Below are 23,385 nucleotides of genomic sequence, written 5' to 3' on the forward strand. Positions count from 1 at the left end.
ACATTCGCCGAAAATTCGAATTTCTCAACTAAGAGAACTCACAAATTTTACCTTAGCCTGATCCGTTACCAGTGAAAGTAACGTTCAGTCTATCTTTCTATCACATACCCAAATTTTTAAAGAACGGTTCTGAAAAAGACCAGAGCTAATTATTCGAGTCGAATAGTTAGCTCTGTACTTTGACAAACGCATGAATCAAGCAATTCGTGTGGGAACTTATGGAGCAGCTGATGTCGTCGATTAAGGAGGTGATCCAGCCGCAGGTTCCCCTACGGCTACCTTGTTACGACTTCACCCCAGTCATGAATCACACCGTGGTAACCGTCCTCCCGAAGGTTAGACTAGCTACTTCTGGTGCAACCCACTCCCATGGTGTGACGGGCGGTGTGTACAAGGCCCGGGAACGTATTCACCGCGACATTCTGATTCGCGATTACTAGCGATTCCGACTTCACGCAGTCGAGTTGCAGACTGCGATCCGGACTACGATCGGTTTTGTGGGATTAGCTCCACCTCGCGGCTTGGCAACCCTCTGTACCGACCATTGTAGCACGTGTGTAGCCCAGGCCGTAAGGGCCATGATGACTTGACGTCATCCCCACCTTCCTCCGGTTTGTCACCGGCAGTCTCCTTAGAGTGCCCACCATTACGTGCTGGTAACTAAGGACAAGGGTTGCGCTCGTTACGGGACTTAACCCAACATCTCACGACACGAGCTGACGACAGCCATGCAGCACCTGTCTCAATGTTCCCGAAGGCACCAATCTATCTCTAGAAAGTTCATTGGATGTCAAGGCCTGGTAAGGTTCTTCGCGTTGCTTCGAATTAAACCACATGCTCCACCGCTTGTGCGGGCCCCCGTCAATTCATTTGAGTTTTAACCTTGCGGCCGTACTCCCCAGGCGGTCAACTTAATGCGTTAGCTGCGCCACTAAAAGCTCAAGGCTTCCAACGGCTAGTTGACATCGTTTACGGCGTGGACTACCAGGGTATCTAATCCTGTTTGCTCCCCACGCTTTCGCACCTCAGTGTCAGTATTAGTCCAGGTGGTCGCCTTCGCCACTGGTGTTCCTTCCTATATCTACGCATTTCACCGCTACACAGGAAATTCCACCACCCTCTACCATACTCTAGTCAGTCAGTTTTGAATGCAGTTCCCAGGTTGAGCCCGGGGATTTCACATCCAACTTAACAAACCACCTACGCGCGCTTTACGCCCAGTAATTCCGATTAACGCTTGCACCCTCTGTATTACCGCGGCTGCTGGCACAGAGTTAGCCGGTGCTTATTCTGTCGGTAACGTCAAAACACTAACGTATTAGGTTAATGCCCTTCCTCCCAACTTAAAGTGCTTTACAATCCGAAGACCTTCTTCACACACGCGGCATGGCTGGATCAGGCTTTCGCCCATTGTCCAATATTCCCCACTGCTGCCTCCCGTAGGAGTCTGGACCGTGTCTCAGTTCCAGTGTGACTGATCATCCTCTCAGACCAGTTACGGATCGTCGCCTTGGTGAGCCATTACCCCACCAACTAGCTAATCCGACCTAGGCTCATCTGATAGCGCAAGGCCCGAAGGTCCCCTGCTTTCTCCCGTAGGACGTATGCGGTATTAGCGTCCGTTTCCGAACGTTATCCCCCACTACCAGGCAGATTCCTAGGCTTTACTCACCCGTCCGCCGCTCTCAAGAGAAGCAAGCTTCTCTCTACCGCTCGACTTGCATGTGTTAGGCCTGCCGCCAGCGTTCAATCTGAGCCATGATCAAACTCTTCAGTTCAAACATCTTTGGGTTTTTAAGAAACCCTAAACTTGGCTCAGCAATCGTTGGTTACATCTTTGATTTCTCGCGGAGTAACTTGTGATGCTGATAATCTTGTTGACTATCAGTCTGACTCCACAAGCACCCACACGAATTGCTTGATTCAGTTGTTAAAGAGCGGTTGGTTAAGATCTTTCGCCTCAACCGAGGCGCGCATTCTACAGCAGCCTCATTTGCTGTCAAGCGATTTCTTTAACAAAATCAACTACTTGAACCAGAACCGGCTTCAAGTTGCTCGTCAGCGGGAGGCGAATAGTACAGTATTCAAATATGTGGTCAACCCCCTTCCTGAAATTCTTTTCGATTAATCCACAGTGCCACGGTTGCAGCTATATAGAGTGCTCGATCGCCTGACAACGCGGCCCATGCCAAACGCGCGACCTAGCCCATGCGTTCCGGTTTGCAGTCGGCGGCGAGGGAAGGCCGGCGAATCAGCAGACCTTCCATTTGCGTAGGCGCGCAATGCCCCTTCAGGCCCTGACTAACAAACCGGCTCTAACCCGCTTTCACACAGGCTCGAAAGAAAGCCCTTGAAATACAAGGCCTTTTTTTTCGCCTGCAGAAAAGTGAGTATAGGCAGGCGAACGCAGAAATCGAGGAATCGGAACCATGGAATTGACGCTGGAAGCTGTTGCGCTTTTTGCTCTCAAGCTGGTGCATGAGACGGACGGTGCGAGCCCGTTGCTGCGCGATGACCTGGTGATGGATGGGTATGAGCGCGAAGTGTTTGGATTGTTGGTGCGCCAGGGGGATTTAGCGACGATTCAACGCAAGCTTAATGAGTGCATTGCCCAGGCCTTGAATGCGCTAGGCGGCGCCGACACCGTACTGGGCCGTGAGCTACTCAAACTGTCCAAGGATGTGCAGCAGGCCAGCAGCCTTGATGAGCTAAGTACCCCGCTGATTACCCTCAAGGACTATCTGAAAGATATCCAGTGAGTCGGTGATCAACATACCGGCCAGGTACACCATCAATACAGCTACGCCAGCGTCCAGGCATCGCCAGACCACGGGCGAGCGAAACAGCCAGGTCAATCGCTGGCATCCCAGCGCCAACAGCACAAACCAGATTAACGACGCCGTCATCGCGCCTGTCGCGAACAGTGCTTGTTGGCCTGCGGGTTTGGCTGCGCCGATAGAACCGATCAGCACCACTGTGTCGAGCCAGGCGTAGGGGTTGGCAAAACCAAGGACTATCGCCGTGCGTAAAAGTCCGCGCTGCGAATTGCCACCTTGCGTATCCGGCATGGATTGATTGCGGATGCACGCTCGTAAGCGCTGAAGACCTCACCGCCGCCCTTCAACCGCCATCCGCACGGCCAAGCCCATCAGCACCGAGCCCATCACCCAACGCTGAACCACCTGCCAGCTTGGCCGGGTGACGAAGAACACGGCGATGGAGCCCGCCATCATTGCAATCAGCGCGTTGACGCTCACGCTGATGGCAATCTGCGTAAAGCCCAGGATCAGTGATTGCATCAGCACACTGCCATGCCCATTCGGGTCAATAAACTGCGGCAACAACGACAAATACATCACCGCCACTTTGGGGTTCAGCAGGTTGGTCACCAAGCCCATCATGAACAACTTGCGCGGGCTGTCCTGGGGCAACTCCCGGACTTGAAACGGCGACCGACCACCCGGCTTCACCGCCTGCCAGGCCAAGTACACCAGGTACAACGCGCCACCGAGCCGCAGCGCGTCGTAGGCAAAAGGCACCGCCATCACCAAGGCGGTAATCCCCAGCGCCGCGCAGAACATATAAACAAGGAAACCCAAGGCAACGCCACCGAGGGAAATCAACCCGGCCGTACGCCCCTGGCAGATCGAGCGGGAAATGAGATAAATCATGTTCGGCCCGGGCGTCAGCACCATACCGAGGGAGATCAGGCCATAAGCAAGCCAGCTGGACAGTTCGGGCATGGTGTCGCTCCTGCATTAATGTGCTGGGTGCCATGGTAGGGCGTTGAAAAGCAGGGCGTTAGATACAGATCCGCGAGCAAAACGTCATACACCACACGTAGAGACACATGATCGACTTCGCCTGCTGCCGTACAAAAATATCGTCGCGTACTCGGTGGAAATATCCTGCACGCTTGATCCGGAATCTGAACTCTGCAGGCAAAAAAAAGACCCTGGCGTCCCAAGGTCTTTTTTACTGCCAGCGCTGCTTCAACAGATGTACACCGACCAATGTGGGAGCTGGCTTGCCTGCAATGACACCAGCCACCACACCCTCAAACCACCCGTTTACACCGAAACAGCGTCCCCCTCCTCCATCACCCCATTGGGCAACATCCCATTCGCCAAATCATCCACCACCGCCTTCGCCATCTCCCCCAAATAATGCGCCGCCCAGGCATAACGGTCCGCGTTCTTGTCCATGGCCGCATCCAACGCGAGCATTTTGGAACAGTGCAGCAACTCGGAAGCGTGCTCCAGGGCATCACGAATGGGCACGCCAGCATTGACACGGAATAGACGGTGCAGGTTGGGCTGTTTGCCGCAGGTGGAGAAGGTGATGATGCCGAGGGTTTTGTTGAGAGGTGGGTTGATCATTGGGCACCTCCGGGTTGGGCGGTGGTGTGGGTTGCAGTATTACGAGGACAAAACCTTTTAGAAATGATCATTGGTATAGCTCCCATTCTTTATAGAGAGCTGCCCCATTCGTTTCCAGGCGAATGGGTGGCAGCTGTGCGCAGGCTGGAAACCGGGGGAATAGGCAAACCCGGCAGACTCGAAAGTCTCCCACGCACAGCCGCCATAACACGCATATGCTGGCACAAAAATGGCACCAGCGGTCGTGATAAATGGTGGCGCCTATGCGCCTATACCCACGGGTTTCCAGGCCCGGTCGCTGATTCGCAGCGACGAGCGAGAACTTAGCGTTAAAAACCAGATGATCAAAGCCGGCCCTTGTGACGAAAAATGTCATGAGGCTGGTACGGGGGTAAATGCCTGTTCTTTCGAGGAGGCCAAAGATAAGCAAACCAACCAGAGTGATCCCCAGCAAATTGGCCCGAGCATTCGAAACTACAACATCACCGCATATGGCCCAAGCACCTTACTCGTCTGCACCAACCCCTGGCGCATCAACATCTCAAGATAACTCCCTGCCTCCATCGGCGGCCGCTTCAACGTCCGCCTTTGCTTCTGCGCCGCCCCCAACACCGCCGCCTGATCCAAATCCCACAGATCCGAAATAAAGTCATCCGGATGCATAGGCTCAATGTCATAAGCTGCCAGGATATGCGCCGGGAAATCTTTCAAATTGAAGGTCACGATAACTTCAGCCTTGCTTCGAATCGCCGCCGCCAGCACATGACGGTCATCAGGATCAGGCAAATCCAAACTCGAACATAGATCCTCGTACCCCGTCACCAATGCATCGGGTATCGCCTTATCCATCAGCGCCGACGTGCAATTGACTTGCTCAGCCGTAAGATCGGGTCGGTTCTTGAGCACGTTGCGCTTCCACTCGTCATGAATCTGGCTCGTCCATCGAGCTCGATACAGTCCCGACAAACCAAGCCACATCAGCAAATCCCGGAGTGCCGCCGGGTAGAGAACACACGCATCGTATACCGCGGTAAACGGCGAACACCTCATCCGTCATACCCCATTCCCAACGCTTGAGCTTGTTGCGCCAGCGCTTCCATTGCCTCTTGGCTTTCTTCGTCACGGCGCTGCTTGAACGCCATCAGATCCGAAAACCGGATTCGCCGATGCCGGCCCGTTTTTGTAAAAGGAATGGCGCCCTCCTCCAGCATCTTGACCAGGTGCGGGCGCGAAACGTTGAGCAGGTCGGCGGCCTCCTGAGAGGTCAACTCCGCATGAACCGGCACGACCTTGACGGCATTACCGATAGCCAATTCGCCCAGGATATCGACCAACAGGCGCAGGGCTGAGGTCGGGAGTACAAGTGTGTGGGGTTTGTCTTCTTTGTCGAAGATGTCGATGCGCTGTGTTTCAAATTTGGTCGAAAGCAAAGACGCCAGCTCTCGCTGACCTTGCACGGCGGCTTCGACTTCCTTTTCCAGCGGCAGGATCGTTTTGGGGAGTTGATTGGTGTTCATGATGCAGCTCCGGTGTTACGCAATTCGGTTGAGCCAAAGCTAAACGAAACAAACGAAAATCGCAATAATCGAAACAGTCCTGGCTAACCAAAGGCCAGTCTCCTTTTCCCACACCAACCATCGAACGAAGCCGACATAAGCATCTGATCCCAGCTCATAGGCTCACTCCCTCGCACAAGGAAGTGAGCCAGTCATGTCAGAACGCTCGTACCCCATTACCGAAGAAGAACAACTCAAACGGCGGATCCTGACACCGCAGCCGAAGCGCGCGCCTTATTCACCGCCGATTGATGTATTTGAGCCGCCTCCCACCCCAGCGCCAACACCCGCCAAACCGCCCGGCTGCGTCTTCACAAAGCCCTGCCAACTGCCCAACGGCATCATTCGCTACAACGACCCCACCGGTTACGTACCGCTGGAGTTGATCAAGGACTACGGCCACTTCAGCCTGTTGGGTGGCCATGAGGTAGACAGCCGTGGCGCGGTTGCCTTGCGCAAGATCAGCGGCAGTGCCCTGCCCGTCGGTTTGGGGCAGTTGGCGTTACGTTCGGCGGCAATGGAGTCGGCAGCGACTGCTGTTGGCGCTGTCGCCGGTGGGCTGCTGACTGGGTTGGTCGCGTTGTTATGGCCATCGGCGCTGGGCGATAGCGCGCTCTACAGCGAGGAGCAATTACGCTCGCTGCAACGGGCGCGGTCGCAGATGCGTTTGCACGTCGAGCAGCGTGAGGATGGCACTTTAAAGGGGGTATGGGTTTTACACGGGCAACAACCCCGATTGGCAGATGATCGATGTGGTGCAGTTCCAAAGCCGTGGCGATCAGTTTGTGGCGGATTTGGGTGAGGACGTGGAGCTGATCTGGACGCCTGCGGTTGATCCGCGCGACACGCTGGGGATCCCGGCGTTGGAGGCTGCGCCGCAAGTGCCGGCGATCTGGATTTACCCGCCGACGGAGAAGGCGGCGCAGATTCTGGTAAACCCGATTTATCCGCCAGAGTACCGGGATTTTATTCTGGTGTTCCCGGTGGAGTCGGGGGTTCGGCCGCTGTATGTGGTGGTGAGTGTTCGGGCTGGGGATCACAAGTATCACCCGAGTCCAACGTTTTTAACCGCCTTTCCAGATGCTGTACGTGCTCCCTCCAAATCCGGAGTCCAGGGAGGAGGCAAGCTTAGGCCTCGGTGGAAAGAGCCACATGGCTACATCTACGAATGGGACTTCGAACGGGGCAAGGTAGAGATGTACAACAAGCGAGGTAAACACCTGGGAGAATTCGACCCTATAACAGGTGAACGAACTAAAGACGCAAATGACAAGAGAAGGATAGACCCATGAAACACCTTATCTACGTAGTTCCGACGGGAAGCGACACTATTTCGACTGAAATTCCACTCAGCCTGAACGCTGCCGATTTGTTAACCATCATGGGTTGGGAAAATGAACACGAATGTGTCTATGACTACCTGCTTACTCCTCTGCAAATCGAAGGCATCGAAAAACTTACCTCATTGGTCTTTCCAAAAAATGCGTCGCTATATTTAGCATGCGACGCGTAATGGCCATTCTGCAAAGACGAATACGTGCGAATAGGTGAGTCCAGCTATTACAGCGGCTTGTGGGTCGACGAGGCAGGCCTCCTGCAAAAGGTTAACCCCCAATTGACGCCCGAACAGATGAAGCCCAGTTGTGACTGCTGCACCCACACGTTCAACGGTGTGGTATTCCCGCAGGCGCTTGCATGCAAGCCGTGAAGTTCAGTTGCGCGCACAAGCCGCCCTGCTCCAAATTTCGCAGGCTCAACGTACTGCCAATCTTCCCAACAATCATCTCCACAATTGCCAACCCCAACCCCGCGCCATTGGCGTTATCCCGGCTGTAAAACCGCTCAAACAAGCGCCCCATCTCCGCCTCATCAATCCCCGGCCCTTGGTCTTCCACGCTCAAACCCTGCGCGCCGATCACCACCCGCACCTCGCCACCCACCGGCGAAAAGTTAAGTGCATTGGTGACCAGATTTTGCAGTGCAATCGCCAACGCCACCGGCTCGGTCTGCACCCAGCATTCCTCATCGCCTTCCAGCACCAGCTCCACGCCTTTCTCCATGGCCAGCGGGGTGAGTTCGGCGAGTTCTTCGCGCACCAGTTCCGTCAGTTGCACGGGCTTGCGCACGGGGTTGCTCAGTTGTGGCTCGATGCGGGCCATGGTCAGCAGTTGGCTGCCAATACGCGTGGCGCGGTCTACGCCGTTGACCAAAAAGTCCAGGGCCTCGCGCCGTTGTTCTTCAGTCGCAGCGTTCTGGGCGTTTTGCGCATGAATGCGCAGGATCGCCAACGGCGTGCGCAGTTCATGGGCGGCGTCGGCGATGAAGCGGCGTTCACGCTCCAGCAGGTCGTCCATCTGCACCAGCAGCCGGTTGAGCGCGGTTTGCATCGGCTCCAATTCGCTCGGCAGTGGGTTCACGTTCAGCGGTTGCAGGGCGTTGGTGTTACGCCCACGCAGCTTGCGCGCCATGGTGCGCAACGGCGTCAGCCCCCAGCCGATGGCCAGCCAGATCAGCACGGTCAGCAGCGGCACGCCAATCACGCTGGGCCAGAGCGTGTGGCGCACGATGCGCTCGATCACGCTCTGGCGAATGTCGTCGCGCTCGCCTACCCAAATCAGCAGGCCTTGTTGCGCGTCTGCGAGGAGGAAGGCGCACCACTCGTTGCCGCTGTCCATCAGGTCATGGGCGCCGAGTGTGGTGGGCGGTGCTGTGAGGATCGGTGCTTCGGCAGACCGCATGAGCAGTTGCCCGTCGCTGCGCCAGACCTGGAAGGTCAGCCGGGTCTCGTAAGGATGGGCCACGCCCTCCTCGCCCACGCGGCTCATGGCCTGGTCGAACGCCTCATACAGGCGGCCCCAGTCTGCGTCGCCAGGATCGCGCTGGCGCAGTACGCCTTGCAGCAGGCGGGCACTTTGGGCGAGTTGGGCGTCGTAGACTTCTTCGATTTCGTGGTGGCTGTCGCGCAGCACCAGCCAGTTGATCAGGCCGTCGCCGAGCAGGATCAATACCAGCACCGGAATAAGAATACGTGCGCGTACCGAATTCATGGTTTGAGCGCCAGCACATAGCCGACGCCACGCACGGTGCGGATCAGCTCTGTGGATAACTTCTTGCGCAGGTTATGGATCAACACTTCCAGCGTATTGCTCTCAACCCGGTCCTGCCAACCATACAAAGCACGGGACAGCCGCTCGCGGGTCACCACTTTGCCAGGGCGCACCATCAACTGGTGCAGCAGTTGGTATTCCATCGGGGTGACGATGATTTCATCGCCCTGATAGCGCACTTGCTGGGTGGCCGGGTCGAGGCTTATGCCGGCGTGTTCGAGCATCGGCTGGGCACGGCCCTGGCTGCGGCGCAGCAGCGCGCGCACCCGGGCTTTGAGTTCTTCGACGTCAAAGGGTTTGATCAGGTAGTCATCGGCGCCGGCATCCAGGCCGGCGATGCGTTCGGCGGTGCCATCGCGGGCGGTGAGGACCAGCACCGGCAGGTCGTGTTGCCCGGCGCGCAGTTGCTGCAACAGGTCGAGACCATCGAGGCGCGGCAGGCCGAGGTCGAGCAGCAGCAGGTCGAAGCTTTCGGTGCGCAGGGCGTGCAAGGCGCTGAGGCCATCTTGCAGCCAATCCAGGGTGTAGCCTTCGGCGCCCAACGCCACGCGAATGCCCTGGCCGAGGGCGCGGTCATCTTCGACGAGGAGCAAGCGCATAGCGAAATCTCTGTAGGAAACGGCGGAATCATGCCGGGTTCCAGTACGGGTTAACCGGGGAAAGATGTTACGGCGCGTTGCCAACTAAGGTTGCACTAAGGTTGGTTTTGCACTGTGCCGGCAGGTACGGGACCACCTGTCGTTATGCATGCTCACCGGCCGCAGGAAGCGCCTGCCGGGTGAACGTGCGCAGTCATCCTTTCTTCTCACAGGTTCCCTATGCGCTGCGCCCTACTGATCTTCAGCCTGCTAGGCGTCTTTACCGCCGCCTGGCTGAGCCATCCGCCCCACGTGCTGGCGCCGTTCGCCCAGGCGAACCCGAGCCCGGCGAAGGTGGCGGCAGCCCCGCAATACACCAGCCGTTTTGTGTCGTCACAGCTCACCGACTTTGTGCACTCCTCCTCCGTGACCGCCCTGCCCGGCGGCGACTTGATGGCCGTGTGGTTTGCCGGCTCCCGCGAAGGCGCCGCCGATGTGCAGGTGCGCACGGCACGGTTTGATGCACGCAGTGGCGAATGGGGCGGCGAGCAGGTGCTGGCCACGCGGGAAAGCACCCGCGACGGCACCCAGCGTTACATTCGCAAACTGGGCAACCCGGTCATTGCCCTGGGGCCGGATAAACGCCTGTGGATGTTTTATGTGTCAGTGTCGGTCGGCGGCTGGGCCACCAGTGCAATCAACGTGATGGTCTCCGATGACCTCGGCGCGAACTGGTCGGCGCCTCGGCAATTGGTAACGTCGCCGTTTTTCAATATCAGCACCTTGGTGCGCGCCGCGCCGGTGTTCCATGCCGATGGCTCCATCGGGTTGCCGGTGTATCACGAGTTCATGGGCAAGTTTGCCGAGTACCTGTACTTGAGTGCCGACGGCGCGGTGATCGACAAATTCCGCATCAGCCGCGGCAAACATTCGCTGCAGCCAACCATCGTGGCGCAGGACGGCCAGCGAGCCGTGGCGATGCTGCGCTACGCCGGTGAAACCCATCACCGCGTGCTCGCCAGCCGCACCGAGGATGCCGGGCAAACCTGGAGCGAGCCGTTCCCGCTGGAACCGGCCAACCCCAATTCATCGCTGGCGGCCGTAGGTACTGAAGACGACGGTTTACTCGTCGCCCTCAACGACCTGCAAGACGGCCGCTTCAAGCTCAGCCTCTACGGCACCGACGCGCAGATGACGCAATGGCGCACGGTGGTGCAATTGGACCAGTCGCCGGACCCGCTCGGCCAACCGTTCTCTCCCCAGGCTTATAGAGAAATCATCGGCGAAGGCTTCCGTGCCTCCAGCGGCGCCAAGCGCCTGCCGCTGGAACAGCGCTTTCTGAGCAACCTGGATTACCGCGTGTGCAAACCCCGTGGCTGCGATTTCGAATACGAATACCCGTACTTCAGCCGCAGCCCGGACGGCATGTACCACCTGGTGTACTCGTGGAATAACACCTTTATCAAACATGTCAGCTTCAACGAAGCCTGGCTGGCGGAGCGCTTGTGATGATGGCGTTGTGGCAAGCCCATTTGAGTTTTGTATTGCTGGGGTTTGTGCTGCTCAGCACGTTGCGGTTTACCGCGCCGTGGCGGCCATGGTTGTTGCCGGTGTTGGTGGTGCTGAGCTTTATCCCGGTGAATGAACTGCCGTTGGCCGCGTATGTGCGCAGTTTTACCGATGACCTGGCGATCAGCACCTTGGTGTTGTTGGCGTGGGTGGCGGTGTGCCGGTTGGGGCTGGTGCAGCCGCTTGGCCGGCCACATCAAGTGCAACTGGTGGTGCTGTTTGGCGGGCTGTGCCTGGTGCTGTACCCGGCGGCGATGGGGCTGACGTATTTCGATCCATACCGATGGGGGTTTAACCCTCGGCCGATGATTGTGTTGATAGGCGCATTGACGCTGTTGATGCTGGCGCTGCGCAACAGGCTGGCGGTGTGGATGCTGGCGGTGGGCACGCTGGCATTTGCGCTGCGGCTCAAGGCGTCGGAGAACTATTGGGATTACCTGGTCGACCCGCTGTTGATGGGTTACTGCCTGGTAGCTGGATTAATGCAACTCAAACTGTGGGAGCTGGCTTGCCTGCGAATGCGCTGCCTCAGGCAGCACATCGGGCACTGACACACCGCTATCGCAGGCAAGCCAGCTCCCACAGTGGGTCTGCGTCGTTTTTTGAAATTGGGAAGGTTAATGATGACTGCGTTGCAATCACGCCGCCTGCGCTACGGCGTGGGCGCGATCGGGTTGGTGTTTGTGTTGCTGGCGGCGTTGCGGCTGGTGTTTCTAATCAGCTTTTCCGGCCTGGGTTTAAACGCCGAGGGCTTGCTGGAAACCTTCGGCATCGGCCTGCGTTTCGACCTGCGCCTGGCGGTGTTGCTTTTGCTGCCACTGGCCGCGCTCGCCTGGTTGCCGCGCTGGAACCTTATCACCCTGCCCGCCCTGCGCTGGCTGGCACGCGGCTATTTGCTGACTGCACTGGCCGTGGTTGGCCTCATCTACATCATCGACTTCGGCCACTTTGCCTACCTCGGCGTGCGCATCAACGCGACGGTGCTGCGCTATCTGCAAGACGCGCAGATTTCTCAACAGATGGTGTGGGAGACCTACCCGGTGCTGTGGATAACTGCCTGCTGGTTGGCGGCGGTGGCCGTGTGGGTGTGGGCACTGGTGTGCCTGGAGCGATTGACGCTGGATCGTGCGCCAAAAACCATCGGCAAACTCACAGTGGCGTCAGTGTCCGTGATCGGTGTGGTCATTGTGCTACTGGCCCTGCTTGGCCGCGTGGCCAATCTCAACCTGGAAAACCCGGTGCCGCTGCGCTGGAGTGATGCGTTCTTCTCCGGCAACAGCCAGGTCGCCGCCGTGGGCCTGAACCCGGTGCTGTTTTTGTACGACACGCTCAAGGTTGGCCAGTCGCAATTCGATGAAGCCCAGGTGCGCACGCATTACCCGCAAGTGGCCAAGTACCTGGGTGTTGACCAGCCTGACGCGCAACAGCTGAGCTTCAGCCGTGAACAAGGTGTGCAGCCCTACAAGCTGGCTGGCGAGCGCCCGCCCAACGTGGTTTTCGTCATGCTCGAGTCCCTGGGCACCAGTGCGGTCGGCGCCTATGGCAACCCGCTGAACCCCACGCCGAACCTGGACAAGCTGGCAACCCAAAGCTGGTTCTTCAAACACTTCTATGTGCCGGTCACCGGTACCGCCAAAACCGTGTGGGCGAGCATCACCGGCGTGCCCGACGTGACCCGCCAGGAGACCGCCACGCGCAACCCGCTGATCACGCGGCAACACACGTTGATCAACGCCTTCGAGGGTTACCAGAAGTTCTACATGATCGGCGGCAACGCCGGTTGGGCGAATATCAACGCACTGATCCGCCAGAGCATCGACGGCGTGCAGCTGTTTGACGAAAGCCACTGGCGCTCGCCCCGGGTGGACGTGTGGGGCATCTCTGACCTGGACCTGTTCAAGGAAGGCGACCTGTTATTGCGCGCCGTACCCAACGGCCAGCCGTTCTTTGCCTACCTGCAAACTTCCGGCAACCATCGGCCGTTCACCATCCCCAAGCAAAACGATGGTTTCCAACTTAACAACGTAACTCTGGAACAAGTCCAGGCTGCCGGTTCGCGCAGCGTCGAGCAATACAACGCGGTGCGCCTGCTGGATTACAACATCGGCCGCCTGATGGACATCGCCAAGGCTGGTGGCTGGTACGACAACAGCATTTTTGTGTTGTTTGGCGACCACAACACGCGCATCAGCCAGATTCCGCACATGGCGCCAGCCTTCGAGCAACTGGGCCTGGAAAGCAACAACGTACCACTGCTGATCCACGCGCCGGGGCTTAAGCCGCGCGTTATTGACGAAGCTGTGGGGTTGGCGGACTTGCTGCCGACCGTGGCCGGTATGGCGGGCGTGCCGTTTCGCAATGGCGCGATGGGTCGCGATATCCAACAACCGGCGCCGGAAGGCGAACGTGTGGTGCCACTGGTATTGCACGAGGGCACCTTCCCGATTATCGGCGGCGTGACCCAGCACTTCCTGTTGCAGATGCAGCACGACGGCGGCTCACCGACCTTGCATGACCTGGCTTCGCAAACACCGCGCGAAGATGTGGCCGGGCAGCATCCCGAAGAGTTTCAGCGCCTGCAGGGGCTGACCCGTGGGCTGCATGAAAGTGCACGGTTGATGCTGTTCAGGAACGTGCGCGAGTGATTACTTGGGCTGGAAGGTCTCCAGGTAGGCCAGGATGTTTTCGATTTTTTCCGGGTCGCTGATACCCCAGAAGATCATGCGTGTACCGCTCACCACCTTCTTCGGCGCCTCGATATAGGCGGCGAGTTTGTCGCGGGTCCAGACCACGCCGGAGTTTTTCATCGCGTCGGAATACTGATAGTCCGTGGTGGTGCCGGCAGGTCGACCGATGATGCCGTTCAGCTCAGGCCCGAAGCCGCCGCGTGCGCCTTCACCGATGCTGTGGCAGCCGCCGCAGGTCTTGCTGAACAGTTTGCCGCCTGCCTCGGCATCACCGGCCGCCAAGGCCGGGGCGGTGTTGAGGATCAAGGCGAGTGTCAGTAAGGCGTACTTCATGCAGGGCTCCACAGCGGGCAACGATGCGGCAATTATGCCTGTATCCGATTCGGCGTGCCGCTGCGGGTAACCCCGCGCGACCGCTCTAAAACGACCACCCATCGTTTAAAAAACATCCAATCGAACCTAATCAATCAGCGCCCACTCCACCCTACTGAACCCTGATGGAGGAGTAAAAATCATGGCTCAGCCATCGATTTTGGTATTGGAAGACGACGAAATCATTCGTGCGTTGATGGTGGATGTATTGGAGGACTTCGGCGCGCATGTGACGTCGTTTCCTTCGGCGGATGAAGGCATGATTTACCTGGAACGCGGCGATGACCCGGTAGACCTGATCGTCAGCGATATCCAGATGCCGGGGTTACTCAATGGCTATGACTTGAGCAAGGTGGTCGCGCATCGTTGGCCGTCGGTGCCGGTGGTGCTGACCTCGGGCAATACCAAGCTGGCGGCGCAACTGGGTGGCTCGGTGCGGTTTTTACCCAAGCCCTGGAGTGCGGAACATTTGGTTAAGTGCGTTCAAACGGCACTGACCCAGCAAGGCGCATCCATGCACTAATAGCGTCGCGACATCACTTAAACCGAACTTGCTGCAATGCGCTGTGGTCATTTATTACGCAAGGAGCGACTTTTCTGATCTACCCGTCAGGCTTTTCGCCTTGTGCGTACAGTTGACGGCAATGACTTGTGTAGAATCGTCGCCCATTTCACGCGTCATTCATGGCCTTCAGGCCCACAGTTCGAGCTTATTGAATGCATTCACAGGCCCATGACGTCAGTGCGCCCTCATTGCTGGAAGCGTTGCGCACAGGCACGGGTTTGCTGCATGTGGCGTTGGAAAAGCGCCTGCCTTTTTTCTCCGAAGAATTGGATGCTGGCTGGTATCGGCGCTTGCTCCAGGCGTACTACGGGTTTTATGGGCCGATGGAAGCAGCGCTGTACGCCAGTGGCTTGATCCCCGACGGATACGACGCTGTACTGCGTGTGAAAACGCCCACACTGCTGGGCGACTTGCGCGCACTTGGTTTGAATAATAACGCCATCAACGCCCTGCCTCGCTGCACCCAACACCCGACCTTCGACACCCCCGCCGCCTGCCTCGGTGCCCTGTACGTACTGGAAGGCGCGACTCTTGGCGGCCAAGTGCTGCGCCGGGAAATGGCCCGGCGCCTGGACATACACGCCGATACCGGCGGAGCGTTCCTTGATGTGTACGGCACCGAAACCGGTCGGCTCTGGAAAAACTTTCTCGATTATTTGGGCCGCCTGCCGTTGGATGCTGAAGCCAAACAGCGCGCGGTCGATGCCGCCTGTTCTACATTCAGTGGCTTTGAGCAATGGCTCGCCCGCCAGGAGGTACTGCTATGAAACCCGACGATTTTGAAGAGCTGCTTGCCAACTGTGCCGACGAACCGATTCGCTTCCCGGGTGCGATCCAGCCCCACGGCGTGCTGTTGACGTTGTCGGAGCCTGAGCTGCACATCACTCAGGTCAGCGCCAACGTGGGCAGCCTGTTCGGCTACGCGCCCGAGGCGCTGCTGGGCCAACCGCTGCACCAGTTAATTGGCGTTGAACCTGCCCAAGCCGTGCAATCGATCGCCGAAAACAACGGGTTTCTTGATGCTCCGGCGCTGCATGTCACGCTTAATGGTGCGCAATTTGAAGGCTTGCTGCATCGCCATCAGAACGTGCTGGTACTCGAGTTCGAACCGCGCCTTGAAAACTTCAAACCCCGCGCCCTGAATGGCCGCACCAGTGACCTGGGCAAGATGCTGCAACGCTTGCAGTCGGCGAAAACCCTGCAAGCGCTGTACGAAATCAGCGTGACTGAAATCCAGGCCATGACCGGTTACGACCGGGTGCTGATCTATCGCTTCGAAGAAGAAGGCCACGGCCAGGTGATTGCCGAAGCGTCGGCGCCGTCCATGGAGCTGTTCAACGGGTTGTTCTTCCCCGCGTCCGACATTCCCGAACAGGCCCGCGAGCTGTACCGCATCAACTGGCTGCGCATCATCCCGAACGCTGCCTATGAGCCGGTGCCGCTGCTGCCCAAGCTGCGGCCGGGCACTGACCAGCCGCTGGACCTGAGCTTCGCCACCCTGCGCAGTGTGTCGCCGATTCACTGCCAATACATGCAGAACATGGGCGTGCTGTCGTCCATGAGCATCTCGTTGATGGCCGGCGACAAGTTGTGGGGCCTGATCAGCTGCGGCAATCGCGAGCCCTTGCTGGTACCCAACGACCTGCGTGTTGCCTGCCAGACCATCGGCCAGGTGCTGTCGCTGCAGATCAGCGCCATGGAAGCCCTGGACCTGATCCGCCAGCGCGAAGAAAAAGTAGAAGCCCTGGCATTGCTGGACCGCGCGATGAAAGCCTCGGAGCAAAACGTTTTCGATGGCCTGGCCCAGCAGCCGCAGGTGCTGATGGACCTGACCCAGTCGGGCGGCGTGGCGATCATTGAAGACAAGCAATTGCACCGTTACGGTAATTGCCCCGAGCCTGCGCAGATTCGTGCGCTGCACAGGTGGCTGCAGGAAAGCGGCGAGCCGGTGTTTTCCAGCCACAATCTGGCATCGGTGTACCCGCCGGCTGCCGAGTTCCAGCAAGTGGCCAGTGGCGTTCTGGCCATGAGTCTGCCCAAGCCTGTGGATAACGGCGTGTTGTGGTTTCGCCCAGAGGTCAAAGAGAACATCAACTGGAGCGGCGACCCGAACAAGCCGCTGAACCTGGAAAGCTCCGACGCCGGTTTGCGCCTGCGCCCACGCACCTCGTTTGAAATCTGGAAAGTCGAAATGGCCGGTATCTCCACCAAGTGGAGCCACGGCGACCGGTTTGCCGCCAACGACCTGCGCCGCTCCGCCCTGGAAAATGACCTGGCCCGCCAAGTGTTGCGCGAACAGCAAGCCGTGCGTGCGCGTGATGAGCTGGTGGCGGTGGTGTCCCACGACCTGCGCAACCCGATGACGGTCATCTCGATGCTCTGCGGCATGATGCAAAAGGCCTTCAGCTCCGATGGCCCACATACCTCACGGCGAATCTCCTCGGCCATCGACACTATGCAACAGGCCGCCGGGCGTATGAATGTGCTGCTGGAAGATCTGCTCGACACCTCGAAAATCGAGGCCGGGCGTTATGTGGTCAAGCCCGTGTCGCTGGACGTCAGCCAGATGTTCGAAGAGGCCTATTCGCTGCTCGCGCCGTTAGCGATGGAAAAAGGCATCGACCTGTCGTTCAACGCCGAACCCGGCCTGCAGATCCATGCCGACCCGGAGCGCCTGTTCCAGGTGCTGTCGAACCTGATCGGCAATGCCATCAAGTTCACCCCGCGCCAGGGCAATATCGGCATCAGCGCCATGAGCAATGGCGAAGATATCGTGTTTTCGGTGCGCGACTCCGGTGAAGGTATTGCGCCTGAGCAGTTGCCCCATGTGTTTGATCGCTACTGGACCCAGACCGAAAACAACCCCACCGGCAGTGGTTTGGGGCTGTATATCACCCAAGGTATCGTGCAGGCCCATGGCGGGCGGATCGAGGCTGAGAGTGAGTTGGGGCGTGGCAGTGAGTTCAGGTTTACGGTGCCAAAGCCTGCCTGAAACACCTTCAGTCCTACAAATATTAAACATGCAGAAACCTATGGCCGGGAACGTTAACCCGGCCAGTGCCACTGAGTCAGCGCGCAATCAAAAGGAGTATTGATGCGACAACATCCCTCCAATTTGGCAAGAGGTTTTCCCCATGAATATCGTCCACATGCTCTCCGGCTTTCAGTTCAACATAGCTTTCCAACTGGCCAGCCAATTGTCTGAAATCGCCACCCAGTCCGCTGAAAAGCCTTCACATCCCGACAGCAACCCCATGATGCAAAACACACCGCCCAAGCCCAAGCCTTATCGAACGTCCCTGGAATCCCTGGGGCAAGGCCGGTTGCTTTAACGCAACCAGGGCAATCGGCTGCCAGGTGTCTGCTGCAAGCTGTTAACAAAACGCTGACATCCTCTGCGTTACCCTTTCAGTCCTACCTTGTATGAGCCGCTTGCTTCATGCCGCCATCCGACACACTGCCCGCCGTCATTGCCGGCCCACTGCTCAGACGCCTGGAACCCCAGCGCCTGGTGATCTGGCTGGTGGGCAGCCGTGTCCTGCCATTGAGCTTAAAGTTGCAAGCGCCTCAAGGCCAAACGCTGACGATCGACCTGGACACCACACAGTGCCAAGTCGTGCCCGCTGGGCGCCACGCCTTTATCCACCTGATCAACGTGTCCCTGAGCGAAGCCCTGCCGCTGGACGTGATGATCGACTACGACTTGCTGGTCGACGGCAGCGGCATTGCCGAATGGGCACCGCACCTGCTGTATGCCAACGCATCGTCGGCGAATTTCGTGCTGCACAGCCGCATCCACCAGTTGGTGCACGGTTCCTGCCGCAAACCTCACCACCCCGCCAATGACGGCTTACTGTGCATCGACCGCTTGCTGGCTGACGCCCACACACCGGCCGAACGCCCGGCGCTGTTGATGATGAGCGGCGACCAGGTCTACGCCGACGATGTGGCCGGGCCGATGCTGCGGGCGATTCATGCGCTGATCGCACGGCTGGAATTGTTCGACGAATACCTGGAAGGCGCCGTGGTGGATGACAGCGCCAGCCTCTACGGGCATCGCGCCAGCTATTACCACCGCGCGGCTCTGCTGCCCGCACTGGACAGCAACGAGACCCTGCGCGAACGCTTTTTCGGCGGTGTGAAAAAACCGATCTTTACCAGCAGCACCGCCGACAACCACTTGGTGACGTTTGCCGAAGTGCTGGCGATGTACCTGTTGGTGTGGTCGCCCACACCCTGGACTCTGATCACGCCACAGCCGCCGTCATTAAGTGCGCCGGAACAACTGCGCTATGACCGTGAGCAGGTGCAGGTCGATCGGTTCCGTGACGGCCTGCCTGGTGTTGCGCGGGTTTTCGCACACCTGTCGACGCTGATGATCTTTGACGATCACGACATCACCGACGACTGGAACCTCAGCGCCCAATGGGAAGCCACCGCCTACGGCCATCCATTCTCCAACCGCATCATCGGCAATGCCCTGCTCGCTTATATGCTGTGCCAGGGCTGGGGCAACCAACCGGATGTGTTTGGCGAACTGCTGGAACACACCCAGGCGCTGGCCGCCGGGGCTCAAGACAACCACCTGCACGCCGCTGCGCAGGACGAACTGCTGCAACGCCTGCTGAAATTTCAGCACTGGCATTACGTGTTGCCCACCACGCCCGCACTGGTGGTGCTCGACACGCGCACAAGGCGCTGGCGCAGTGAGTTTGTGCTCAAGCAACCCTCCGGCCTGCTGGACTGGGAAGCCTTGAGCGAACTGCAGCAGGCCCTGCTGGACCACCCGTCGGCCATCATCGTCTCGCCCGCGCCAATCTTCGGCGTCAAGCTGATCGAGACCGTGCAGAAGGTCTTCAGTTGGTGCGGCTACCCGCTGTTGGTAGACGCCGAAAACTGGATGGCTCATCGCGGTGCCGCCCAGGTGATCCTGAATATCTTCCGCCACTCGCGCACGCCGGGTAACTACGTGATCCTGTCAGGCGATGTGCATTATTCGTTCGTCTATGAAGTGCTGATCCGCCACCGCAGCGCCGGCCCCAAAATCTGGCAGATCACCAGCAGCGGCATCAAGAACCAGTTCCCGGCGCGCTTGCTGGAATGGTTCGACCGCCTCAACCGCTGGCTCTACTCACCGCGCTCGCCCCTCAACGGTTTCACACGCCGGCGCACCATGCAGGTGGTGCCGCATATCCCGGAGCATGCCGAGGCGGGTGAACGGCTGTGGAATTCGGCGGGCATCGGCCAAGTGTTTTTCAATAAGCAGGGTCAGCCGGAGGTGATTTACCAGCACAACGCGGATGGCAAGCCGCGAACACGGATGGTGGCGCCGGAGTGAGTTTTCTTACGCATGGCAAATCAATCTCGCACATACCTTTCAGAAAACTCACAAGTCTTTATTTTTACTGATTTTTTTTTGAAACGCTTCAACCTCAGCAACTCACAAAATAAGTGCCAGGCTCTGAGCAATCTTCGCGAAAAGATCCTTCAATCGCTGATTGCCTTATGAACCTATTTTGGTGCACTCTCTGTGAACGACCTACCTCTCGTGTTGAACGTCGCATTTTACCGAACCGAGGCTGGCCACGAGCCCGTGCGTGAATGGCTGATGGAACTGCCCAGGGAATCAAAAAAGCTTATAGGCACTGACATAAAATCGGTCCAACTCGGATGGCCGCAAGGGATGCCGTTGGTTAGGAAGCTGGAGCATCGCCTTTGGGAGGTCCGAACCGATCTTGGTGAAAAGGCTGCACGAGTCATTTTTACCTTGGTTGCCAGCCAAATGGTTTTGCTACATGGCTTTATCAAAAAAAGTCAAAAAACACCTTTAGTCGACCTGAACACCGCCAGACATCGCAAAAACAAGCTTTGAGGAACATCCCATGAATAAGCATATCGGCTCCAACTTTGATGATTTTCTCAACGATGACGGGCTCATAGAAGAAGTCTCTGCCGGGGCATTGAAGCGTGTGATTGCCTGGCAGTTGGCAGAGGCGATGAAGGTGCAAAAGGTCAGCAAGAAAGCGCTGGCCGAACGTATGCACACCAGCCGTACCGCCGTAGATCGAGCACTGGACCAAAATGACGCGGGCATGACCCTGTCCACCCTGGCCAGTGCAGCAAGGGCTTTAGGTCAACAGGTGGAAATCCGCCTCGTATCGAACACGCAAGCAAGGCCCGTCAGGGCGTGAAAGCTCGTGCCAGGTGAGCACAACGTATGTCTCTTCGCCTGCCGAATAATGGCCTAACGCCACACCACTAAAGCAGCACACTCATCCTATTCAAAGTGCGCAAGCCGCGATGTAGAGTAACGTCAGCCACGGTGTACCGGCGTCAATGAAGACTGGCCGTAGGAGCCAGCATCGGCAGGGAAGCGCACAGATGAACGAGACATCCGGCAATAAACCGCTGCGCAATAACTTTTCCGAACTCAACGCCGACATGTTGCATGCGGTGATGGAACTGGTCAGCGACGGCATCTGGGACTGGAATGCCAACACCGGGTTCGTGTACCGCAGCCCCGGCTGGTACATGATGCTTGGCTACCCCCGCCACTCCCTGGAGAACAGCGTGTTCACCTGGGAGAACGTGATCCACCCCGAAGATTATCCACGCGTCATGGCCGTATTTGATGACTACATCAGCCAACGCGCGCCCCATTACCAAGCCGAGTATCGTTGCCGCAAGGCTGACGGCACTTACTTGTGGATCGAAGACCGTGGCTACGTCATTGCACGTAACCCCGACAACTCAGTAGCGCGCATGGTCGGCGCGCACCGCGATATTCATACACGCAAAATTTCCATCGAACAGCTGCAACAGCGCAACCAGTCGCTGGAAGCGCTGGTGGCCGAACGCACCCGTGAATTGTCACGGGTCAATCAGCAACTGCAATTGCAGTTGGACGAGAACCGCTCCCTGGCCGAACAGGACGCCTTGACGCGCATCGCCAACCGTTATCGCCTGGAGAAGGTGCTGCTGGAGGAGTGCGACCGTGCCGAGCGCTTCCGCGTACCGCTGGCCTTGGTGGCCATGGATATCGATGACTTCAAGCCGATCAACGACAAACAGGGTCATGGCGTCGGCGATCAGACCTTGGTGAGCGTGGTAGAAAGGCTGGAAACCTGTGTGCGCCAGGGTGACTTGCTCGCGCGTTGGGGAGGCGATGAGTTTATGGTGGTCCTGCCCAAAAGCACGGTGGATACCGCCAGGCAATTGGCTGAACGCATCCGTCAGGCCATCGCCGAGATGCCCGCCGTGGGCGACTTTAAAGTCACCCTGAGCCTGGGCGTCGTGGAGCGGCGGATGGGCGAAACGCCCGCCGCCCTGATGGCACGTGCCGATCAAGCACTGTACCGGTCCAAGACGGCGGGCAAGGATGCGGTCTCGGAGTGATGTGGGAGCTGGCGTGCCTGCGCTAGCCGTGTGTCAGTAACCGATGCACTCACAGGTAGTGTTCAGTCAGCGCACCGGTGGTGCGTACTGGATGCCGCCATTGCTCCACAACGCATTGAGCCCGCGTTTGATCTTCAGCACGCTGCCCTGGCCGATATTGCGTTCGAATACCTCATCGTAGTTGCCCACTTGCTTGACGATTTGCACCACCCAATCCTTGCGCAGCTTAAGGTCTTTGCCGTAATCGCCGTCTGCACCGAGCAAACGTGCAACGTCCGGGTTCTGGGTGGACTTGGCCTGCTCCTCGACATTCTGCGAGGTGATACCCATTTCTTCGGCATTGAGCATGGCAAACAAGGTCCACTTGACGATGCTGAACCACTCGTCGTCGCCCTTGCGTACCAGCGGCCCCAAGGGCTCTTTGGAGATCACCTCCGGCAGCACCACAAACTCGTCCGGGTGGGCCATCTTGATGCGCTGGGCATACAGGCCCGACTGGTCGGTAGTGAGCACGTCGCAACGCCCGGCTTCCAGGCCCTTGGCGCTCTCGTCGGCGGTGTCGAAGGTGATCGGCGTGTACTTCATGCCGTGGGTGCGAAAGTAATCCGAAACGTTGAGTTCAGTGGTGGTGCCGGCCTGGATGCAGACGGTGGCGCCATCGAGTTGCCTGGCGCCGGTCACGCCCAGCTTGTTGTTGACCAGAAAGCCGATGCCGTCGTAATAGGTCACGCCGGTAAACACCAGGCCCATGCCGGAATCGCGGGAGCTGGTCCAGGTGGTGTTACGTGAAATCAGGTCGATTTCGCCCGATTGCAGCGCGGTGAATCGCTCCTTGGCGGTCAACTGGGTGAACTTCACTTTTGAGGCATCGCCGAACACGGCGGCGGCAACGGCGTGGCACACGTCTACATCGAGGCCGGTCATCTTGCCCTGGCTGTCCGGCACACCGAAACCCGGCAAGCCGTCGCTGACGCCACACTGGATAAAGCCTTTTTTCTGGATCGCGTCCAGGGTCACGCCCGCGTGGGCACTGCCGGCAAGCGCCACGGCCGTGGCCACGATGAGGGTTTTGAGGTGGTTCATGCGAGGCACTCCCTGTGAATCTTTTATTATTCGACGCCGCACTGCCCGCGCCGGTTTCTGAGGTTGCCCGGCAGTATTGTCAGATTTGCAGCGC

At 58.3% G+C, this 23,385-nt stretch carries 22 protein-coding genes, 1 rRNA gene and 1 pseudogene; 14 read left to right on the forward strand and 10 right to left on the reverse strand.

The window, feature by feature from the left end; translation table 11 throughout:
* Nucleotides 1-241 precede the first annotated feature (241 nt).
* A 16S ribosomal RNA gene (locus tag PSH96_RS23785) occupies nucleotides 242-1,778 on the reverse strand.
* A gap of 651 nt (nucleotides 1,779-2,429) precedes the next feature.
* Here PSH96_RS23785 and PSH96_RS23790 point away from each other — a divergent pair.
* Nucleotides 2,430-2,759 (forward strand): hypothetical protein, encoded by a 330-nt coding sequence (locus PSH96_RS23790; protein ID WP_305455484.1) that lies wholly within the window; start codon nucleotides 2,430-2,432, stop codon nucleotides 2,757-2,759.
* Here the strand turns inward: PSH96_RS23790 and PSH96_RS23795 are convergent.
* From PSH96_RS23795 to PSH96_RS23815, 5 genes are all read right to left on the reverse strand, one after another.
* A complete protein-coding gene (locus tag PSH96_RS23795) occupies nucleotides 2,709-3,068 on the reverse strand; it encodes a LysE/ArgO family amino acid transporter (protein ID WP_305455486.1) in 360 nt (119 codons plus the stop codon). The two genes, PSH96_RS23790 and PSH96_RS23795, sit on opposite strands and share 51 nt — an antisense overlap.
* A gap of 39 nt (nucleotides 3,069-3,107) precedes the next feature.
* Complete coding sequence (locus PSH96_RS23800; RefSeq protein WP_305455487.1) at nucleotides 3,108-3,743, reverse strand: LysE family translocator; 636 nt, start codon at nucleotides 3,741-3,743, stop codon at nucleotides 3,108-3,110.
* Between the two features lie 327 nt (nucleotides 3,744-4,070).
* A complete protein-coding gene (locus PSH96_RS23805; RefSeq protein WP_305455489.1) occupies nucleotides 4,071-4,379 on the reverse strand; it encodes a DUF3077 domain-containing protein in 309 nt (102 codons plus the stop codon).
* 474 nt (nucleotides 4,380-4,853) lie between these two features.
* Nucleotides 4,854-5,429: a PIN domain-containing protein gene (locus tag PSH96_RS23810; protein WP_305455490.1), complete on the reverse strand. Its 576-nt coding sequence runs from the start codon at nucleotides 5,427-5,429 to the stop codon at nucleotides 4,854-4,856.
* Entirely contained in the window at nucleotides 5,426-5,896 is a 471-nt protein-coding gene (locus tag PSH96_RS23815; RefSeq protein ID WP_305455492.1) for a helix-turn-helix domain-containing protein, read from the reverse strand. The genes PSH96_RS23810 and PSH96_RS23815 overlap by 4 nt, the downstream gene beginning before the upstream one ends.
* Nucleotides 5,897-6,089: 193 nt before the next feature.
* On the opposite strand from PSH96_RS23815, the pseudogene PSH96_RS23820 reads away from it, so the two are divergent.
* A pseudogene (locus PSH96_RS23820) lies at nucleotides 6,090-7,227 on the forward strand (S-type pyocin domain-containing protein).
* Nucleotides 7,224-7,448: a hypothetical protein gene (locus PSH96_RS23825; RefSeq protein ID WP_068931295.1), complete on the forward strand. Its 225-nt coding sequence runs from the start codon at nucleotides 7,224-7,226 to the stop codon at nucleotides 7,446-7,448. Before PSH96_RS23820 ends, PSH96_RS23825 begins: the two are co-directional and overlap by 4 nt.
* A gap of 151 nt (nucleotides 7,449-7,599) precedes the next feature.
* Here the strand turns inward: PSH96_RS23825 and PSH96_RS23830 are convergent, their stop codons facing one another.
* Both PSH96_RS23830 and PSH96_RS23835 read right to left on the reverse strand, forming a co-directional pair.
* Nucleotides 7,600-8,982 (reverse strand): ATP-binding protein, encoded by a 1,383-nt coding sequence (locus PSH96_RS23830; protein WP_305455496.1) that lies wholly within the window; start codon nucleotides 8,980-8,982, stop codon nucleotides 7,600-7,602.
* Nucleotides 8,979-9,641 (reverse strand): response regulator, encoded by a 663-nt coding sequence (locus PSH96_RS23835; RefSeq protein ID WP_056858298.1) that lies wholly within the window; start codon nucleotides 9,639-9,641, stop codon nucleotides 8,979-8,981. Before PSH96_RS23835 ends, PSH96_RS23830 begins: the two co-directional genes overlap by 4 nt.
* A 219-nt stretch (nucleotides 9,642-9,860) precedes the next feature.
* Between PSH96_RS23835 and PSH96_RS23840 the strand changes: the two genes are divergently transcribed.
* The 3 genes from PSH96_RS23840 (at nucleotide 9,861) to PSH96_RS23850 (ending at nucleotide 13,834) form a co-directional block, all read left to right on the forward strand.
* Nucleotides 9,861-11,129, forward strand: a complete 1,269-nt coding sequence (locus PSH96_RS23840; protein WP_305455499.1) for an exo-alpha-sialidase — start codon at nucleotides 9,861-9,863, stop codon at nucleotides 11,127-11,129.
* Nucleotides 11,129-11,740 (forward strand): hypothetical protein, encoded by a 612-nt coding sequence (locus PSH96_RS23845; protein WP_305455502.1) that lies wholly within the window; start codon nucleotides 11,129-11,131, stop codon nucleotides 11,738-11,740. The genes PSH96_RS23840 and PSH96_RS23845 overlap by 1 nt, the downstream gene beginning before the upstream one ends.
* A 72-nt stretch (nucleotides 11,741-11,812) precedes the next feature.
* Nucleotides 11,813-13,834, forward strand: a complete 2,022-nt coding sequence (locus PSH96_RS23850) for an LTA synthase family protein (RefSeq protein ID WP_305455505.1) — start codon at nucleotides 11,813-11,815, stop codon at nucleotides 13,832-13,834.
* On the opposite strand, the gene PSH96_RS23855 is transcribed toward PSH96_RS23850, so the two are convergent.
* Nucleotides 13,835-14,209, reverse strand: coding sequence for a cytochrome c family protein (locus PSH96_RS23855; RefSeq protein WP_056858301.1), 375 nt, complete (start codon nucleotides 14,207-14,209; stop codon nucleotides 13,835-13,837). It abuts the gene before it with no gap.
* A gap of 181 nt (nucleotides 14,210-14,390) precedes the next feature.
* Here PSH96_RS23855 and PSH96_RS23860 point away from each other — a divergent pair, with 181 nt between their 5' ends.
* The 8 genes from PSH96_RS23860 (at nucleotide 14,391) to PSH96_RS23895 (ending at nucleotide 22,208) form a co-directional block, all read left to right on the forward strand.
* A complete protein-coding gene (locus tag PSH96_RS23860; RefSeq protein WP_305455509.1) occupies nucleotides 14,391-14,771 on the forward strand; it encodes a response regulator in 381 nt (126 codons plus the stop codon).
* Nucleotides 14,772-14,965: 194 nt separating this feature from the next.
* Entirely contained in the window at nucleotides 14,966-15,580 is a 615-nt protein-coding gene (locus PSH96_RS23865) for a biliverdin-producing heme oxygenase (RefSeq protein WP_305455511.1), read from the forward strand.
* Nucleotides 15,577-17,805, forward strand: coding sequence for an ATP-binding protein (locus PSH96_RS23870; RefSeq protein WP_305455513.1), 2,229 nt, complete (start codon nucleotides 15,577-15,579; stop codon nucleotides 17,803-17,805). Before PSH96_RS23865 ends, PSH96_RS23870 begins: the two co-directional genes overlap by 4 nt.
* A 142-nt stretch (nucleotides 17,806-17,947) precedes the next feature.
* Nucleotides 17,948-18,145: a hypothetical protein gene (locus tag PSH96_RS23875; RefSeq protein WP_305455515.1), complete on the forward strand. Its 198-nt coding sequence runs from the start codon at nucleotides 17,948-17,950 to the stop codon at nucleotides 18,143-18,145.
* Nucleotides 18,146-18,252: 107 nt separating this feature from the next.
* Entirely contained in the window at nucleotides 18,253-20,151 is a 1,899-nt protein-coding gene (locus tag PSH96_RS23880; protein ID WP_305455517.1) for an alkaline phosphatase D family protein, read from the forward strand.
* A 192-nt stretch (nucleotides 20,152-20,343) separates the two neighbouring features.
* On the forward strand, nucleotides 20,344-20,685 hold the full coding sequence (locus PSH96_RS23885; RefSeq protein WP_305455519.1) for a type II toxin-antitoxin system RelE/ParE family toxin: 342 nt from the start codon (nucleotides 20,344-20,346) through the stop codon (nucleotides 20,683-20,685).
* A gap of 10 nt (nucleotides 20,686-20,695) precedes the next feature.
* Entirely contained in the window at nucleotides 20,696-21,004 is a 309-nt protein-coding gene (locus PSH96_RS23890) for a Fis family transcriptional regulator (RefSeq protein WP_305455522.1), read from the forward strand.
* Nucleotides 21,005-21,194: 190 nt separating this feature from the next.
* Entirely contained in the window at nucleotides 21,195-22,208 is a 1,014-nt protein-coding gene (locus PSH96_RS23895) for a sensor domain-containing diguanylate cyclase (protein ID WP_305455525.1), read from the forward strand.
* A gap of 66 nt (nucleotides 22,209-22,274) precedes the next feature.
* Here the strand turns inward: PSH96_RS23895 and PSH96_RS23900 are convergent, their stop codons facing one another.
* A complete protein-coding gene (locus tag PSH96_RS23900; protein WP_305455528.1) occupies nucleotides 22,275-23,291 on the reverse strand; it encodes an amino acid ABC transporter substrate-binding protein in 1,017 nt (338 codons plus the stop codon).
* Nucleotides 23,292-23,385 lie beyond the last annotated feature (94 nt).

Origin of the sequence: Pseudomonas sp. FP2338 (assembly GCF_030687515.1) — a bacterium.
GTDB lineage: Bacteria > Pseudomonadota > Gammaproteobacteria > Pseudomonadales > Pseudomonadaceae > Aquipseudomonas > Aquipseudomonas salomonii.